Consider the following 16286-nt stretch of genomic DNA (forward strand, 5'->3'; position numbering starts at 1 on the left):
AGCTTTATCAGCCTACTTGAACAATACAACGTTACACAAAGTATGTCAAGAGCAGGAAATCCCCGGGACAATGCCGTTATGGAAAGTTTTTTGGCTGGTTTAAACATATCTTAAAATATGATTTTAATTATTATTATGCCGATGATTTACGTAAAACTATAGAAAAAGCTATTGATTTTTACAATAAAGAAAGACCTTCATTTGCCCTTAATTACAAAACCCCCGTCCAATATAGAATTGAACAGGGGTTCATCTAGTATTTTTTGTGTCTACTAAGTCTTGACCAGTTCACTTTAACCGGGCGGTTTTTTTATTGCCGTTTTATTGTATACAATGAGAAAAATGAGAAAAAATAGAAAAATTTTAACATGTATGAAATAATAAAAAAAAACTATTTCGGGGCGAGGGTCATGGAAAAGATTCTGGAAGTCAAAGATTTAAAAACTTATTTTTATAGTTCTGGTAAAGAAATTCGCGCGGTTGATGGAGTGAGTTTTACTTTAAACCGGGGAGAAATTTTAGGAATAGTTGGAGAATCAGGTTCCGGAAAATCGGTTACCTCTCTTTCTATTATGCGCCTTATTCCTTCCCCACCGGGAAAAATTGCTGGGGGAGAAATTCTTTTTGAAGGGGATGATCTTTTAAAGAAAAGTGAAAAAGAAATGCGTAAAATTCGAGGAGAAAAAATTTCCATGATTTTTCAGGATCCGATGACTTCGTTAAATCCTGTTTTTACAGTAGAAGAGCAGCTTTTAGAAGTTTTTCGCGTACATAAAAAACTAAAAAATAATGAAGCGCGGGAAAAAGCCATTGAGCTTTTAAGAAAAGTGGGAATACCAGAAGCGGAAAAAAGGATTAAGAGTTATCCGCATCAGTTTAGCGGAGGCATGCGCCAAAGGGTAATGATAGCAATGGCGCTGGCCTTAAATCCTACTCTTTTAATTGCTGATGAGCCAACCACCGCACTGGATGTTACCATTCAGGCGCAGATCATAGCTTTAATGAAGCAACTGCAAAAGGAGTACGGAACTTCCATCATCATGATTACCCACGACCTGGGAGTTGTGGCAGAAATGTGTCAAAAGGTAATGGTGATGTATGCGGGCAGAGTGGTGGAATATACCGACGTCCAAGCATTGTTTAAGAATCCCAAGCATCCCTATACTATTGGTCTATTAAATTCCTTGCCTAAGCTTTCCGAGGAAAAGAAACGTTTAACTCCCATTGAAGGTTCGCCGCCAGACCTGGGGAATTTGCCCCCGGGATGTGCTTTTTATCCCCGGTGTAGTTTTAGAAAAGAAATTTGCAGCCGGATAACGCCTGAATTACAGGAAATGCACGACCGTCAAATTGCTTGTCATTTGTACCAGGAGGGAGTAAACAATGCAGCCGCTTCTTGAGGTAAAAAATCTAAAAAAATATTTTCCAATAACCCAGGGAATAGGACCTATTAAGGGAAAGAAGTGGCTAAAAGCAGTTGATGATGTATCTTTTACTCTGTATGAAGGGGAAACGCTTGGATTAGTAGGAGAATCAGGGTGCGGAAAATCGACAACGGGTCGGGCAATTTTAAGGTTAATTGAGCCTACTGCTGGAGAAGTTAATTACCGTGGCGAAAACATTTTAGCTCTAAATCGGAAAGAAATGCGGCAAAAACGACGGGAAATGCAAATTATTTTTCAGGATCCTTTTGCTTCCTTGGACCCTAGAATGACGGTGGCGGAAATTATTGCCGAACCCCTTCGGGTTTTTAAATATGAAGGGAATATCAAAAAGAGGGTGGAAGAGTTAATTGAAAAAGTTGGGTTAAGCCGCTCTCATCGGGATCGTTATCCCCATGAATTTTCCGGGGGACAGCGGCAGAGGGTAGGTATAGCCCGGGCTTTAGCTCTAAATCCCAAACTAATCGTATGCGATGAGCCGGTATCTGCTTTAGATGTTTCGGTACAAGCCCAGGTAATAAATCTTTTAGAAGATTTACAAAAAGAACTAGGACTTACTTATATATTTATTGCTCATGATTTAAGCGTGGTTCGGCATATAAGCCGCCGAGTGGCTGTAATGTATCTTGGAAAAATAGTGGAGTACGGTCCGGCGGAGTTTATCTTTAAAAGCCCAAAACATCCTTATACAAAAGCTTTATTATCAGCAATTCCAGTACCAGAGCCTAGTTTTAAAAAAGAAAAAATTATTTTAGAAGGGGATGTGCCAAGTCCTATAAATCCGCCAAACGGTTGCCTGTTTCATCCCAGGTGTCCCAGTAAAAAAGCGGTGTGCATGGAGAGTTTACCGGAGCTTTATGAAGTGGAAGAAGGGTACAGGGTGCGGTGCCATTATATAAGGAGGAGGTGAGGAGAGGGATTTAGCGATTATTTCTAAATAAATAAAAAATTTGCGAGGAGGGAAGTAGCTTGAAAAAAATTAAAGTAATTTCCTTTTTGGTGTTAATAGCGTTTGTTTTTACTTTAACTGCCTGTGGAGGGAACACAGCAAAGAAAGAATCAAAGGAACCTAAAGAAAAAGTTTTTGTTTTTGCTAAGTCCGGGGATCCTGTAGGTTTAGATCCGGCAAACGTTACCGATGGAGAATCAATTTATGTAACCCAGCAAATTTTAGAAACTTTAGTAAAGTATAAGGATGAAAATACGGAAATAATTCCTGGACTTGCCGAATCCTGGGAATCCTCAAAAGATGGCCTTACCTGGACTTTTCATTTACGTAAAAATGTTAAGTTCCACGATGGAACTCCTTTTAATGCCCAGGCGGTGAAATTTAATTTTGACCGCTGGATGGATAAGAACAACCCTTACCATTATGGTGAATTTGAATATTACGGCTATATGTTTGGTGGCTATCCTGGGATAATTAAAGAAGTGAAAGTCGTAGACGATTATACCGTGCAAATTACTTTAAATACTCCTTTAGCTCCCTTTTTATCTAACCTGGCCATGCCGAGTTTTGCTATTTCTAGTCCGGAGGCTATAAAAAAATACGGCCAGGATTACTTTAAACATCCGGTAGGTACCGGACCTTTTAAGTTTGTAGAGTGGAAAAAAGACGACCGGGTGGTTTTGGAGCGCTTTGATGAGTACTGGGGTGGAAAAGCAAATTTTGATAAAGTTATTTTCCGGACAATTCCGGACAATTCCGCCCGGCTTATGGAATTAAAATCCGGTAATATTGATGCGATGATTGGTTTAAACCCTGATGATGTGGAAACGGTTAAAAATGATCCTAACTTGCAATTGCTTTTAAGACCTTCAATGAACGTAGGATACTTAGCTATGAACATGGAAAAGAAACCTTTTGATAACCTTAAGGTAAGACAGGCTATTAACTATGCAATTAATAAAAAAGCGTTGGTAGACGCTTTCTATGGCGGCCTTGCTAAGCCTGCTAAGAACCCGCTTCCACCGTCAATTTGGGGTTACAATGATGAAATTCAAGATTACGAGTATGACCCCGCAAAAGCAAAAGCTCTTTTAGCGGAAGCGGGCTATCCCAATGGCTTTTCAACTACCCTCTGGGCAATGCCGGTAGCCCGGCCTTATATGCCCCAGCCTAAACAAATTGCTGAAGCTATCCAGAAGGATTTAGAGGCAGTAGGTATTAAGGCGAAGATTGTTACTTATGACTGGGCTACCTACTTAAAGAAAGGGGAAAATGGAGAACACGATTTGTACCTTTTAGGCTGGACCGGTGACAACGGTGACCCCGATAATTTCCTTTATGTGTTATTAGATAAGGATAATGCTAAAAAAGGCTCAGCTTCTAATGTTTCCTTCTATAAAAACGATAAAGTCCATGAATTATTAATTAAAGCGCAACAAGAAAGTGACCAAAACAAGCGTGCGGAATACTATAAGGAAGCTCAGGTTATCATTCACAACGATGCTCCCTGGGTACCGCTGGTTCATTCCACACCACCGGTAGTGGCAAAGAAATCGGTCAAAAATTGGATACCACATCCTACTGGCAGTGAATGTTTCTTTAAAGTGGATAAAGAGTAACTGGTAGCAAGCGGGGGGTTCTCCCCCCCCGCCCTTATAAAAATGGGGGTATACTATGGCCAACTATATCTTAAAACGTTTGTTTCAAATGATACCGGTGCTATTTGGGATTACCTTTCTCTCTTTTATGTTAATTCACTTTATTCCCGGTGATCCGGTGACGGTGATTTTAGGAGAACACGCTTCGCCGGAAAGGGCTCAAGAACTTCGAGAACAATTGGGTTTAAATGACCCTTTATATATGCAGTACATAAAATTTATGAATAATTTATTCCATGGGGACTTAGGACGGTCAATAATAACCCATGAAAAAGTAATTAAGGAGATGGCAACTTTTTTCCCTGCAACTGTGGAGTTAACCTTAGCGGCAATGTTTATTGCTACCGTAATAGGTATCAGCGCAGGGATTATAGCGGCAGTGAAGCAATATTCCTGGTTTGATAATATCAGCATGGTGGGAGCGCTGACGGGGGTTTCGATGCCGATTTTCTGGTTGGGTCTTATGCTTATTTATCTTTTTGCCCAAGTCTTGGGTTGGCTTCCGCCTTCTGCTCGAATTAGTGTTGAATATTCAGTTCCAACGGTTACTAATTTGTATTTAATTGATACTTTACTGGCCGGGGATTGGGCAGCCTTTAAAGATGCCTTAGCGCATTTAATCTTACCGGCAGTAGCTTTAGGAACTATTCCTATGTCGATAATTGCTCGAATGACTAGAAGTTCAATGTTAGAGGTGTTACGTCAGGATTATATCCGGACAGCCCGGGCGAAAGGGCTTAGCGAAAGACTGGTTATTTTAAAACATGCTTTGAAAAATGCTTTTTTGCCGGTATTAACGGTTATTGGATTACAGTTTGGTTACCTTTTAGGCGGAGCGGTAATGACGGAAACGGTTTTTTCCTGGCCTGGTGTTGGGCGTTATATTTATCAAGCTATCATGGCCCGGGATTTTCCAGTGGTTCAGGGAAGTATTACGATTATTGCCCTTATTTTTGTAGTAATAAACTTAATTGTTGATATCTTGTACACGGTGGTTGACCCCCGAATCCGGTACCAGTAGTGGGAGGATGACGATGCAGGAAAAAGAATGGGTAAGAAGGCTTTTTAAAAATAAAGCGGCGGTGGTAGGACTTATAATTGTTTTGCTTTTAATTTTTACAGCAATTTTCGCCCCCTTTCTTGCTCCTTATGATCCGATAAATGATGGAACTTTAAAAGATAGGCTAAAGGCCCCATCGGCAGAACATTTACTTGGCACAGATAAATTAGGGCGGGATATCTTAAGCAGGATTATCTATGGTGCACGAATTTCTATCGAGGTTGGGGTAATTTCGGTGGGATTAGCTCTCATTATAGGGACATTAATGGGGTTACTTTCTGGGTATTATGGTGGTTTTCTTGACTCTCTTTTAATGCGGATTGTCGACATTATTATGGCTTTTCCTAGTATTCTTCTGGCGATAGCTATAACGTCGGTTTTAGGACCAAGTTTAAGTAATGCGATGATTGCCATAGGAATTGTAATGGTACCAAGTTTTGCCCGGGTGGTACGGTCAACGGTTTTAAGCTTAAAAGAAATGGAGTTTGTGGAAGCAGCTCGGGCAGTTGGGGCAAGTGACTTTTCGATTTTAATTCGGCACATCCTTCCTAACTCCCTGGCTCCGCTTATTGTTCAAGGCACCATGAGCATCGGGACTGCTATTCTGGATGCTGCTGGCCTTAGCTTTTTGGGCCTAGGAGCCCAGCCACCTACTCCCGAATGGGGGGCGATGCTGGTAGATGCCCGGGAACTTTTAGTAAAAGCTCCTTGGGTTGCCTTTTTTCCCGGTTTGGCGATTATGTTAAATGTTTTAGGCTTTAATCTTTTAGGGGATGGATTAAGAGATGCGTTGGATCCCCGGTTAAAACAATAGATTTTAGGCTGCAGCTACTGCAGCTTTTTTTATTGTGTTATAATAAATGAAATAGAGGGGGGAAGATGGGTGGTGGATAATTACAAACATTTACTGCAAAAAATGGATGAGGCCGGGTATTTAACGTCGGAGGAAATAGCAGTTACAGTGTTTTTGGCGTTAAAATTAAATAAACCGCTTCTAGTTGAAGGACCACCAGGAGTTGGAAAAACGGAACTGGCAAAAGTGTTGGCGTGGGTATTAGATACTGAATTAATTCGCCTTCAGTGTTATGAAGGATTAGATGAGGCGAAAGCTTTATACGAATGGAATTATCATAAGCAGTTAATTGCTATCCAAAGTAGTAAAAGCGATAAACCGGCTTTTGTTTTTTCCGAAGAATACCTTTTAGAAAGACCTTTATTAAAGGCTTTACGAGCACCAAAGAAACCGGTATTGTTAATTGATGAAATTGATAAAGTCGATGAAGAATTTGAAGCCTTTTTATTTGAAATCCTTTCGGATTTTCAGGTATCAATCCCTGAACTTGGAACAGTAAAAGCTAGAAATATTCCGGTGGTAGTTTTGACCAGTAACGGCAGTCGAGAGCTTTCGGATGGATTAAAACGACGGGCAGTTTATTTATATCTTGATTTTCCCGACGTCAAATTAGAAACGAAAATTATTTTAAAGAAAGTTTCCGGGATTCACGAAAACTTAGCCAAGAGGATTGCTTTTGCTGTAAATTTTTTACGCCGGGAACTAGATCTTTTTAAACCACCGGCTATTTCGGAAACTTTGGATTGGGCTAGGACTCTTGCAGCTCTTAGGGAGGACCGATTGACCAAAGAGTTTATTGAAAATACTATTGGTTTTGTCTTAAAAAATAAAGAAGATATAGAAGCTTTCCGGGAAAAGGGTGGGGCAAATCGGTTATTGCAATACCTAAATGAGGGAGCAGGATGTTAAAAAATCTCTTATTTTTCGTAGATGTTTTAAGGGCACAGGGCTTTACCATTTCTACCACTGAAGTGGAAGACCTGATAAAATCCCTCTCTGTAATAACTCCCCAAAATAAAAATGAGTTAAAAGCAATTTTTCAGGCGACTTTAGTAAAAAATAGCACTCATAAAGAAAAGTTTGAGGAAGTTTTTGGCTTTTTTTATGAGGGCGATACACCGGCTACTTTTATGCCCAGAAACCAAGAAGGCAAAGATGAAGCTCGCCGGGTAAATGAAGCTCTAAAAGAGGCTGGAATTTATCGGGAAATTGATTTTTCCTTTAAGGAAAAAGAGGTGTTAAATAGCCTTCCCCAAGAGGTTTTGCAAAAGCTCTACGAAAAAATTGACCAGTTTAACCCCAATCAAATTGTAGACAGTTTCCCGCTGCTGGAAAAGACCATAAAAGGGGTTTTAAAATATTACCGGGAGCGGGGAATTTTGCCGGAAGCTGGAACCGGGGGGCTTAGAAAAGACCTTTTTACCGCTAACTTAAAAGATTTAGAGGAGAGGGATTACGAAAGAGTTGAAAGAATTATAAAGCGTTTTGCTGGTAAATTAAATGCCAAAGCATCACGAAGGCAAAAAGAATCTAAGAGGAAAAAATTTCTAAATTTAAGGCGGACAATAAGGGCAAATTTAAGCCACGGCGGGGTCTTGTTTTGCTTAAAATACCGGGAGAAAAGGAGAAGTAAGCCAAAACTTACAGTAATAATTGATGTTTCTGCCTCAATGGCAATTTATGCTAAGTTTATTGTTTCGTTTTTACTGGCTTTAGCTAAAAGCTTAAGAAAAATCGAACTTTATCTTTTTGCCGAGGATTTAGAAGTTTTTAAGGCAAAAAATATTGGAAGATCTTTACGGGATATCAATAGGTTTATTGCGGCTAGCCAACAGTGGGGACGGGGAACAAACCTTGCCCAGGCCCTAAAAAGTTTTAAAAATTTGGCAAAAACCAACCGGACTTATCGCCAAACCTTGCTTATTTTTTCCGATGGGAAAACGGTGCAGTTTGAGGAAAGTTTGAAAGAGTTAAAACAGGCGGAGCGACTCTATCAGGAGCTGTTGTTTTTAAATCCGGTACCTGCAAAAAGATGGCAGGAAGATGCTTTATTACAAAAGTTAGCTCAGGAAATAAAAATGTTGGAGACTAATAGTATTGAACACCTAAAATCAGTTTTTGCTAAGGTCATTTTTTAGGGAGGTGGGAGTGATGGAAAAAGTAGACTTTTTAGCTTTTGGTGCTCACCCGGACGATATTGAATGTGGGATTGGCGGCACTATAGCCAAGTTGACTCGGCTTGGTTACAAAGTGGGACTGGTGGATTTAACCTTGGGGGAAATGGCTACTAATGGTAGTGTTGAAGAACGCCAACGGGAAGCTTGCCAAGCAATGGAAATTTTAGGTGCAAGTTTTAGGGTTAACTTACAAATTCCCGACCTAGGAATTACTTTATCCCGGGAAAATGTGGAGAAAGTGGTGGAAGTTTTAAGAAAAGCTGAACCAAAGGTAATTGCTGCGCCCTACTGGGTGGATCGCCATCCAGACCATGAAAAAGCTGGACATTTAGTAAAAGAAGGCTTTTTTAATGCGGGGCTTAAAAAAGTGTTACCGGAAATTCAACCAATAAAACGACCGGAAAAATATTTAAGATATTTTTTATCTATCACGAGCACACCTAGTTTTATTGTTGATGTTACCGAATATTATTCCATAAAAAAGAAAGCTGTTTTAGCTCATATTTCTCAATTTTCCCAGCGACCGGAATTTAACCAGACTTTTTTAAATGAAGGGCAGTTTTTAGGTCGAATTGAAAGCAGGGATTTATTTTTTGGAAGCCAGATAGGGAAAAGATATGGAGAAGGTTTTGTGCTCCAGGAGTACATAGAGTTAAGGCATCCCTTAGCTTTACTTTAGTAGGTGATTTTTATGAAAGTTGGAATTGTTTGCTACCCCGGTTATGGCGGCAGCGGGGTGGTGGCGTCGGAGCTGGGTAAGGCACTGGCCACAAAGGGGATAGAAGTTCATTTTATTTGTTTTGAGCGTCCTTTTCGCTTGGAGGGATTTGAGGAAGGGGTTTATTACCATGAGGTAGAGCCAGTGGACTATCCTCTTTTTAAATTACCTCTTTATTATCTACCTTTAGCTGGGAAAATTATTGAAGTAGTACGAACCTATAACTTGGACTTAATCCACGCCCATTACGCCATTCCTCATACCATTTCTGCGCTTACGGCTAAAGAAATTTTAGCCCAGGAAGGCAAGAAAATTGGGGTAGTAACTACTTTACATGGAACGGATGTTACTTTAGTAGGACAGCGACGGGAGTTGTATGATATTACCCGCTGGTGTTTACAAAAATCCGACGGTTTAACTGCTGTTTCTTCTTTTTTAAAGGAAGAAACTTCTAATATATTCAATTTAACGCCTGATGCCATTGAAGTTATTTATAATTTTATTGATTTAAACGAGTATCGACCGGAAGTAGTCGGTCAAAGTTTAAAGTTAAAGCTTGGTATTAAGAAAAAGCAAAAGGTTATAACCCATATTTCCAATTTCCGACCGGTAAAACGACCTATGGATGTTTTAAAGATTTTTGAAAAATTATTGGAAAAAATTGATGGCGTGTTGTTATTGGTGGGTGAAGGCCCGGAAACCGGGCTTATTTTAAATGAAGTACAAAATAAAAAGTTAGGGGGTCGGGTTAAGTTTTTAGGAAAACTGCCAAAGGTTAAAGAAGTACTAAATATTACCGATGTTTTACTGATCACTTCCGAAACCGAAAGTTTTGGTTTGGTGGCTTTAGAAGCAATGGCCATGGAAGTTCCGGTAGTTGCCTATCGGGTTGGTGGCTTACCCGAGGTGGTGATAAATGGAGAAAATGGGTTTTTAGTTGACTTTAAAAATATTGATGAGGCAGTCGCGGCAACGGAAAAGTTACTCTTAAACCCAGAACTTAAGATTAAATTTGGGCAAAAAGGGAGGCTTAGAGCAAAAGAGAAATTTAACTTAGAAATTCAAGTAAACAGGTATTTAAACTACTATGAAAAAGTGCTAAAAGTTGTATAATATAAAATAGGAATTATTATTAGTCGGGAAATTGAGGTGAAGATAATGGCTGCGACAACAAGGATGACCCGGCAAAAAAAGGTGATTATTGATATATTAAAAAATACAAAATCTCATCCAACAGCCGATTGGATTTACGAACAGGCGCGTAAAATTATTCCTGATATAAGCCTAGGGACAGTATACCGAAATTTAAGACTCTTAACGCAAATGGGCGAAATTTTAGAGCTTAATTACGGAAGTTCCTATAGCCGCTTTGATGGGAACCCTTTGCCCCACTATCATTTTGTTTGTGAAAAGTGCGGCAGGGTATTTGATGTGGATTTGCCAATATTTTCGAATTTAAATCAGGAAGTTGAAGCCCAAACGGGCTTTTTGGTTAAAAATCACCGATTGGAGTTTTATGGAACCTGCTTGGATTGTCGGCAAAAAAGTTAGGTGGGCCGGATGAATAGTACAAAACATGCAAAGTTATTAGCGTATATACGAAATTTAAAACCTGGCAGTAAAGTTTCGGTAAGATTACTGGCCAAAGAATTAAATGTTAGCGATGGTACTGCTTATCGGGCGATTAAAGAGGCGGAAGCGGAGGGACTGGTAAAAACAGTTCCGAAAGTAGGTACTATTAGAATTGAAACCCAGGAAAAAAAAGAGTTAAAGGATTTAACTTTAAACGAAATTATTAGGATTACTGAATCCGCTTTACTTGCCGGAGAAAATCTAACGAGTTTAAGCTTTTCTAATTTTTTAATAGGTGCTATGGCGGTGGAAGCCATTGAGCGTTTTTTAGTGGAAGGGTGTCTTTTTATCGTAGGTAATCGGGAAGATGCCCAGCTAAAAGCTTTAAAAAGTGGAGCTCACCTATTAGTTACCGGGGGTTTTAAAGTAAGTCAGGAAATGCTCCGGTATGCTCAGGAAAACAACCTTGCGGTTTTATCGTCACCGTTCGATACTTTTACCGTAGCTTCTCTACTTCATCAAGCCCTGTACGAGCGCTTAAATGAAAAAGAAATCTTAACGGCAAAAGATATAATGGTTAGAAAAGTGTTTACCTTATCTTTAGGTCAAAAAGTAAAGGACTGGCGCCAATTATTTTTAAGTACTGGACATAGTCGCTTTCCTGTGGTTGATGAGGAAAACCGTGTTTGCGGCATTATTACCGCAACCGACGTGAACAGTGCGCAGGAGAGTGAGTTGGTGGATAATTTAATGTCCAAAAATGTGATCTCGGCAAACCCCGATACTCCAATTGGTCATGTAGCTAGGGTAATGACCTGGGAACGAATTGATTTGGTGCCGGTTGTGGATAGTTTGCAGAAACTTTTAGGTATCATCAGCCGCCAGGATATAATTGAAGCTTTGCAACGGTTAGAACGTCAACCTCAATATGGTGAGACTTTAGAAGACCTTATTATTAAAAACTTTATCGCTGGCGAAGATGAGGAAGGGCTTTATTTAGAAGGTAGAGTGAATGATTTTTTAATTAACGAACTGGGGATTTTAAGCTCTACTGTCTTGCTATCTCTATCCATTTTTTATGCCAATTTAGTGGTTCGAAAAAAAATTAAAGCGTCGGTAATCGTCGACAACTACTCGTTAAGTTTGTTGACTCCTTTTAGTTATGGAGAAAGCCTGATGGTACGGGGTAATTTATTATCCTTAGAAAAAAGAAAGGCAAAGTTAGAAATAGATTTTTATTTGCAAAAGCAAAAGACCGCTAAAGCGTTAATTGATGTACGGTTATTAGAAAAATAAGACACCTTGGGGGTGTCTTTTAGTATATTTTAGGAGGAGCAAAATGAGTTTTGTTCATCTGCACACGCACAGTTGTTATAGCCTGTTAGATGGAGCTGGGAAAATTAAGGAACTGGTAACTAGAGCTTTTGAGCTTAATATGCCAGCTTTAGCTCTTACTGACCACGGAAATATGTTTGGAGTAGTGGAATTTTACAAAGAAGCTAAAGCCCTGGGGTTAAAGCCCCTTATCGGAGTAGAAGTTTACGTTGCTCCAAGATCCCGTTTTGAAAAGACCCCAAAGATTGACGATCAGCTAAGCCATTTAGTCTTAATTGCTCAAGATAATAAAGGCTATCAAAATTTATTGCGAATTATTTCCCGGTCGTATACTGAAGGGTATTATTATAAACCAAGGGTAGACCACGAGCTTTTAGCGGAAAACAGTCAAGGCTTAATTGCCCTTTCTTCCTGTTTAGCCGGTGAAATTCCTGGAAAGATTTTAGCTGGTCAGCAAGATAAAGCTCGAGAGATAGCAAGTTTATACCGGGACATCTTTGGGCCTGAAAATTTTTATTTAGAGTTACAATATCATGGTATAAGTGAACAAAAGATTGTGAACCGTTCTCTTATCGAACTATCCCGGGAATTAAAAATTCCGCTGGTAGCTACCAATGATGTTCATTACATATTAAAAAACCATGCCAGGACGCAAGATGTACTTTTAGCTATTCAAACTGGTAAATCGATAAACGACCCTGGAAGGATGAAATTTCCTACTGACGAGTTTTATTTAAAAAGTTATGAGGAAATGAAGCTAATTTTTGGAGAAATACCGGAAGCTTTAAACAATACTTTGGAAATTGCCAAACGGTGCCAGGTGGAGTTAGAGTTTGGTCGGTATTTATTGCCAGAATTTCCTGTACCCGAAGGAAAGTCGCCTTCGGAGTATTTAAAAGAGTTGTGTTTACAGGGCCTTTATCAAAAATATGAAAATCCAGGCGATGAACTAAAAAACCGTTTATTTCATGAATTAAAAGTAATTGAGCAGATGGGATTTTCTGGCTACTTTTTGATTGTCTGGGACTTTATCCGTTATGCGAAGGAAAACGGTATCATGGTGGGGCCAGGCAGAGGTTCTGCTGCTGGAAGTTTGGTTGCTTATACTTTAGGGATTACAGATATTGATCCAATTAAGTATGGTCTTTTGTTTGAGCGGTTTTTAAATCCGGAAAGGGTTAGTATGCCGGATATTGATGTAGATTTTTGTTTTGAACGACGCCAGGAAGTTATTGACTATTTATACCGTAAATACGGTGAAGATAGGGTTGCCCAAATTATTACTTTTGGGACGATGGCGGCAAAAGCTGCAGTTAGGGATGTAGGTAGAGCTTTAGAATGGCCCTATGGAGAAGTGGATAAAGTTGCTAAACTCATTCCTAATGTTCTGGGGATTACCTTAAAAGAAGCTATAGAAACCACGCCGGAGTTAAAAGAATTATATGTAAATAATCCTAAAGTGAGAGAATTACTTGATCTTGCAATGCAAATTGAAGGAATGCCAAGGCATGCATCGGTACATGCTGCGGGGTTAGTTATTGCTCCGGAAGAAATTGAGCGACATTTGCCTTTATTTAAGACTTCGGAAGGAGTTATTACTACCCAGTTTGAAAAAGATACGGTGGAAGAATTAGGACTATTAAAAATAGACCTTTTGGGGTTAAGGACCTTAACAGTAATCGAAAAGGCTTTAAATTTTATTGAAAAACAAACCGGTAAAAGAATTTCCTTACAAGATATTCCTCTTGATGATGAAAAAACGTATAAGCTTTTAGAAAACGGCGATACGGTAGGAGTATTTCAGTTAGAAAGTCAGGGAATGCGCCAAATCTTAAAGGAGCTAAAGCCAAGCTCTATTGAAGACCTAATTGCCTTAGTTGCCCTATACCGGCCAGGGCCTTTAGGTAGTGGTATGGTGGAAGATTTTATCAATAGAAGACACCAGCGGGTACCGGTGGTTTATCCCCATCCTGATCTAGAACCGGTTTTAAAAGAGACCTATGGGGTTATTATTTATCAAGAGCAAGTGATGTTAATAGCCAGTATTTTGGCAGGATTTTCCTTAGGGGAAGCGGATTTACTCCGCCGGGCAATGGGAAAGAAAAAGCCCGAAATAATTGCAGCCTTAAAAAATGATTTTATCGAACGCTCGGTAGCCCGGGGCTACCCGCGGGAAAAGGCAGAAGAGATTTTTAACTTAATTGAATATTTTGCCGGATATGGTTTTAACAAGTCCCACAGTGCAGCGTATGCTTTTGTGGCTTATTATACCGCCTGGTTAAAAGCTAACTATCCTGTGGCTTTTTTAGCTGCACTATTAATTAGTGTAAAAGATAATCTTGATAAAGTTACAGTGTATGCGGAAGATTGTCATAGAAGAGGGATAAATGTCTTACCGCCGGATGTAAATTTAAGTGAGGTTGATTTTACCATTTCCGGACAGGAAATCCGTTTTGGCCTGGCAGCGGTTAAGAATGTTGGGGAAACGGCTGCCTGGGCCATTATCGAAGAAAGAAAAAAGGGACCCTTTGTTGATTTCAACGATTTCTTAGAACGAATTGATAAAAAAATAGTAAACAAAAGAGTAATTGAAAGCTTAATTAAAGCGGGAGCTTTTGCGAGAATGGGATATAACCGCAAGACTTTACTGGAAAATTTAGATGATGCCTTGGAGTATTATAGCAAAAAAGAGGACACTGGCCAGCTTACCCTGGGAGACTTTTTGCCGGAAGCTAATAAATTTAATTTCCGCATAGAAAAGGAGTACTCTAAACTAGAACTATTACGCTTAGAAAAGGAAAGCCTGGGGATGTATTTAACGGGACATCCTTTAGCTGGAATCCGCGGTTTTATTAAAAAACATTGTGATCTTCTGGGTAAAAACAAACAAAAAATTTATTTTCCAGCAATTTTATCGGAATTAAAACGCACTATAACCCGAAAGGGAGAGCCAATGGCTTTTGCCCTATTAGAAGGATTAAACCAGACCATTGAAGCGGTAATTTTCCCCGAAGGTTGGTTAAATTACCGGGATTATTTGCTGGAGGAAAACATTTTATGGTTTTATGGTATGGTTGAAGAAGATGATGGTGTTCAAAAAATGATTGTTGAAAAGGTGTATGAATTTAAGGCTGACCAGGTACTGGAAGTTTATATCAAAATAACCCGGGATAAAATTCAAATTTTACAGGCAATTTTGCGAAAATATCCTGGACCTGCGCCGGTGTTTTTATATCCCGGGGGAAAGAAGTTAATTAAACTTCCCGTGGATTACTGGATTGACCTGGATAGTCCAGTGCTTTGGGAGATTAAAAAGCTTTTAGGGGAAGAAGCGTTAAAGCTTAAAAGCGTTTCTTGACAGCCAAAGAACCCTATTGTAAGCTAAAAGCGGAGTGGTGGCATGAGCCTTATCATTTTAGTTTTAACCTTTTACTTAATGGTGTTGATTGTGGAAATTGCAGCAATTATTTTAAAATCTACAGGGCTGGATATGGGCAAAGCCCGTTTTCAGGCTTTATCCGCTTTAACTTCCGTGGGGTTTACCACCAGGGAATCGGAATTAATTACCCAGCACCCCATAAGGCGCAAGGTGATTTCAGTTCTAATGGTGCTAAGCTACTTGGGGATGGCTACAGTGGTTGGTTCAGTGTTTGGTTCCTGGACGAGAAAAATTACACCGCATCAGGTGTTAATTGCCGGTTCAATTTTTGTAGGAGGGTTTTTGTTAGTTTCTAATCGTTATTTAGTGAATCTTTTGGAAAAGAGTTTGGAAAAGCAAATAAAAAAATCTTTTCTTCATCATCATCCTATTTGGGAAGTTTTAAGGCTTTCCGATGAGTACGGTGTGGCGGAGTTTGTTCTCCACCCCGAAGCTCCTTTGGTTGGGCAGAGTATTGCCGACAGTAAAATTAGAGATAAAGGTATATTTATAATGGCCATTGAACGGGGAAACAGTTTCATTCATTCTCCCCGGGGCAAAGAAGTGTTAGAAGCCGGGGATAAATTAATTGTTTATGGCAAAACCGAAAGTATTAAAAATTGTTTATTACAACAGTCAATTTTAAATAAAGGAGAGTGAAGCGATGAGTGAGAATTCGGCGATTAATGCGGAATATATTGTTGTTAAAGCCTTGGAAAACGGGGTAACCATTATGGGGTTAACTAGAGGAAAAGATACTAAATTTCACCATACGGAAAAGCTTGATAAAGGTGAAGTAATGGTAGCTCAGTTTACAGAACATACTTCGGCTATAAAAATTAGGGGCAAGGCTGAAATTTACACGAAACATGGCTTAGTAACCAACGAGTAGGTTGCCGGAGGGAATAATATGTGGACAGTAGTTTATATTGCACCAAATAAAAAAGATGCATTGAGAGTGCAGGAAATTTTAACTAGAGAAGGGTTTTTAGTTAAAATTAAACCTATAGGCATTGATACAGAAAATTCTACCTTTGAGGTTATGGTTCCAGAAGCGGAAGTGGAAGAAGCTATGGAAATATTAAATGAATTGTAAAGGAGTTT

At 39.4% G+C, this 16286-nt stretch carries 16 protein-coding genes; all 16 read left to right on the top strand.

Features of this window, described 5'->3' with window-relative positions; genetic code table 11:
- Positions 1-23: 23 nt before the first annotated feature.
- The 16 genes from cpu_RS14265 to cpu_RS08190 all read left to right on the top strand — a co-directional run bounded on the left by cpu_RS14265 (position 24) and on the right by cpu_RS08190 (position 16278).
- Positions 24-257, top strand: a complete 234-nt coding sequence (locus cpu_RS14265) for an IS3 family transposase (RefSeq protein ID WP_077177257.1) — start codon at positions 24-26, stop codon at positions 255-257.
- A 153-nt stretch (positions 258-410) separates the two neighbouring features.
- Positions 411-1400 (top strand): ABC transporter ATP-binding protein, encoded by a 990-nt coding sequence (locus cpu_RS08120; RefSeq protein ID WP_075859524.1) that lies wholly within the window; start codon positions 411-413, stop codon positions 1398-1400.
- The gene (locus tag cpu_RS08125; RefSeq protein ID WP_075859525.1) at positions 1384-2352 is read left to right on the top strand and encodes an ABC transporter ATP-binding protein; all 969 of its coding nucleotides are present in this window, start codon (positions 1384-1386) and stop codon (positions 2350-2352) included. Before cpu_RS08120 ends, cpu_RS08125 begins: the two co-directional genes overlap by 17 nt.
- A gap of 59 nt (positions 2353-2411) precedes the next feature.
- Positions 2412-4010, top strand: coding sequence for an ABC transporter substrate-binding protein (locus cpu_RS08130; protein ID WP_075859526.1), 1599 nt, complete (start codon positions 2412-2414; stop codon positions 4008-4010).
- A 55-nt stretch (positions 4011-4065) separates the two neighbouring features.
- Positions 4066-5070 (top strand): ABC transporter permease, encoded by a 1005-nt coding sequence (locus tag cpu_RS08135; protein WP_075859527.1) that lies wholly within the window; start codon positions 4066-4068, stop codon positions 5068-5070.
- A gap of 13 nt (positions 5071-5083) precedes the next feature.
- Positions 5084-5923, top strand: a complete 840-nt coding sequence (gene nikC, locus cpu_RS08140; protein ID WP_234970218.1) for a nickel transporter permease — start codon at positions 5084-5086, stop codon at positions 5921-5923.
- A 69-nt stretch (positions 5924-5992) separates the two neighbouring features.
- Positions 5993-6871 carry an AAA family ATPase gene (locus cpu_RS08145; protein ID WP_234970219.1) on the top strand — a complete coding sequence of 293 codons (879 nt, stop codon included), beginning with the start codon at positions 5993-5995 and terminating at the stop codon, positions 6869-6871.
- Positions 6865-8100 (top strand): VWA domain-containing protein, encoded by a 1236-nt coding sequence (locus cpu_RS08150; protein WP_075859529.1) that lies wholly within the window; start codon positions 6865-6867, stop codon positions 8098-8100. The genes cpu_RS08145 and cpu_RS08150 overlap by 7 nt, the downstream gene beginning before the upstream one ends.
- A 13-nt stretch (positions 8101-8113) precedes the next feature.
- Positions 8114-8818 carry a bacillithiol biosynthesis deacetylase BshB1 gene (gene bshB1 / locus cpu_RS08155; protein WP_075859530.1) on the top strand — a complete coding sequence of 235 codons (705 nt, stop codon included), beginning with the start codon at positions 8114-8116 and terminating at the stop codon, positions 8816-8818.
- Positions 8819-8830: 12 nt separating this feature from the next.
- On the top strand, positions 8831-9970 hold the full coding sequence (bshA, locus tag cpu_RS08160) for an N-acetyl-alpha-D-glucosaminyl L-malate synthase BshA (RefSeq protein ID WP_075859531.1): 1140 nt from the start codon (positions 8831-8833) through the stop codon (positions 9968-9970).
- Positions 9971-10015: 45 nt separating this feature from the next.
- Positions 10016-10408, top strand: coding sequence for a Fur family transcriptional regulator (locus cpu_RS08165; RefSeq protein WP_075859532.1), 393 nt, complete (start codon positions 10016-10018; stop codon positions 10406-10408).
- Between the two features lie 9 nt (positions 10409-10417).
- Positions 10418-11725, top strand: a complete 1308-nt coding sequence (locus tag cpu_RS08170; protein WP_075859533.1) for a CBS domain-containing protein — start codon at positions 10418-10420, stop codon at positions 11723-11725.
- 43 nt (positions 11726-11768) lie between these two features.
- Positions 11769-15122, top strand: a complete 3354-nt coding sequence (locus cpu_RS08175) for a DNA polymerase III subunit alpha (RefSeq protein ID WP_075859534.1) — start codon at positions 11769-11771, stop codon at positions 15120-15122.
- 42 nt (positions 15123-15164) lie between these two features.
- The gene (locus cpu_RS08180) at positions 15165-15842 is read left to right on the top strand and encodes a cation:proton antiporter regulatory subunit (RefSeq protein ID WP_075859535.1); all 678 of its coding nucleotides are present in this window, start codon (positions 15165-15167) and stop codon (positions 15840-15842) included.
- A gap of 4 nt (positions 15843-15846) precedes the next feature.
- On the top strand, positions 15847-16074 hold the full coding sequence (gene mtrB / locus cpu_RS08185; RefSeq protein ID WP_075859536.1) for a trp RNA-binding attenuation protein MtrB: 228 nt from the start codon (positions 15847-15849) through the stop codon (positions 16072-16074).
- Positions 16075-16092: 18 nt separating this feature from the next.
- Positions 16093-16278 carry a glutamate decarboxylase gene (locus cpu_RS08190; protein ID WP_075859537.1) on the top strand — a complete coding sequence of 62 codons (186 nt, stop codon included), beginning with the start codon at positions 16093-16095 and terminating at the stop codon, positions 16276-16278.
- Positions 16279-16286 lie beyond the last annotated feature (8 nt).

Origin of the sequence: Carboxydothermus pertinax (assembly GCF_001950255.1) — a bacterium.
Classification (GTDB): Bacteria; Bacillota; Z-2901; order Carboxydothermales; family Carboxydothermaceae; genus Carboxydothermus; species Carboxydothermus pertinax.